The organism is Rhizobium phaseoli (genome assembly GCF_010668805.1).
Classification (GTDB): Bacteria; Pseudomonadota; Alphaproteobacteria; order Rhizobiales; family Rhizobiaceae; genus Rhizobium; species Rhizobium phaseoli_A.
In genome coordinates this window covers 1-438 of the sequence record NZ_WUFT01000079.1, presented here as the reverse complement: position 1 = coordinate 438, position 438 = coordinate 1, and the positions used below count along the sequence as shown (strand labels likewise).

Genomic DNA, 438 nt, shown 5'->3' with positions numbered 1-438 from the left:
CTATGGGCTGCGCTTTCTGCTGGGCGCGTCGGAAGCGGGGCTTTATCCCGGCGTGATCTATTACCTGACGCTGTGGTTTCCGCAGCGGCATCGCGTACGGATGCTCGGTTATTTCACGGTGGGCAGCAGTCTGGGCAACATGGTCGGCGCGCCGATCTGCGGCTGGCTGCTCGACAAGGGCGGTGTGCTCGGACTGCAAGGCTGGCAGCTGGTGTTCGTCGTGACGGGCATTCCTTCCGTGCTGCTGACGCTCGTCGTGCTGTTCTGCTTGCCCGCATCGCCGCGCGAAGCGAAGTTCCTCGACGACGAAGAGAAGAACTGGCTCGCGCGCACACTGGAAAGCGAAAGCGCGCAGGCGCGCAAGAGCGCCGCGCGTCACGGCACGCTCCTGAGCGTGCTCACCGAGCCGCGCGTGATCGGCATGGCGCTCTACTACAT

At 64.6% G+C, this 438-nt stretch carries 1 protein-coding gene; it reads left to right on the top strand.

Features of this window, described 5'->3' with window-relative positions; translation table 11 throughout:
* Positions 1–438 (top strand): MFS transporter (locus GR197_RS31455; protein WP_164016612.1); only part of this gene is annotated, 438 nt, incomplete at both ends.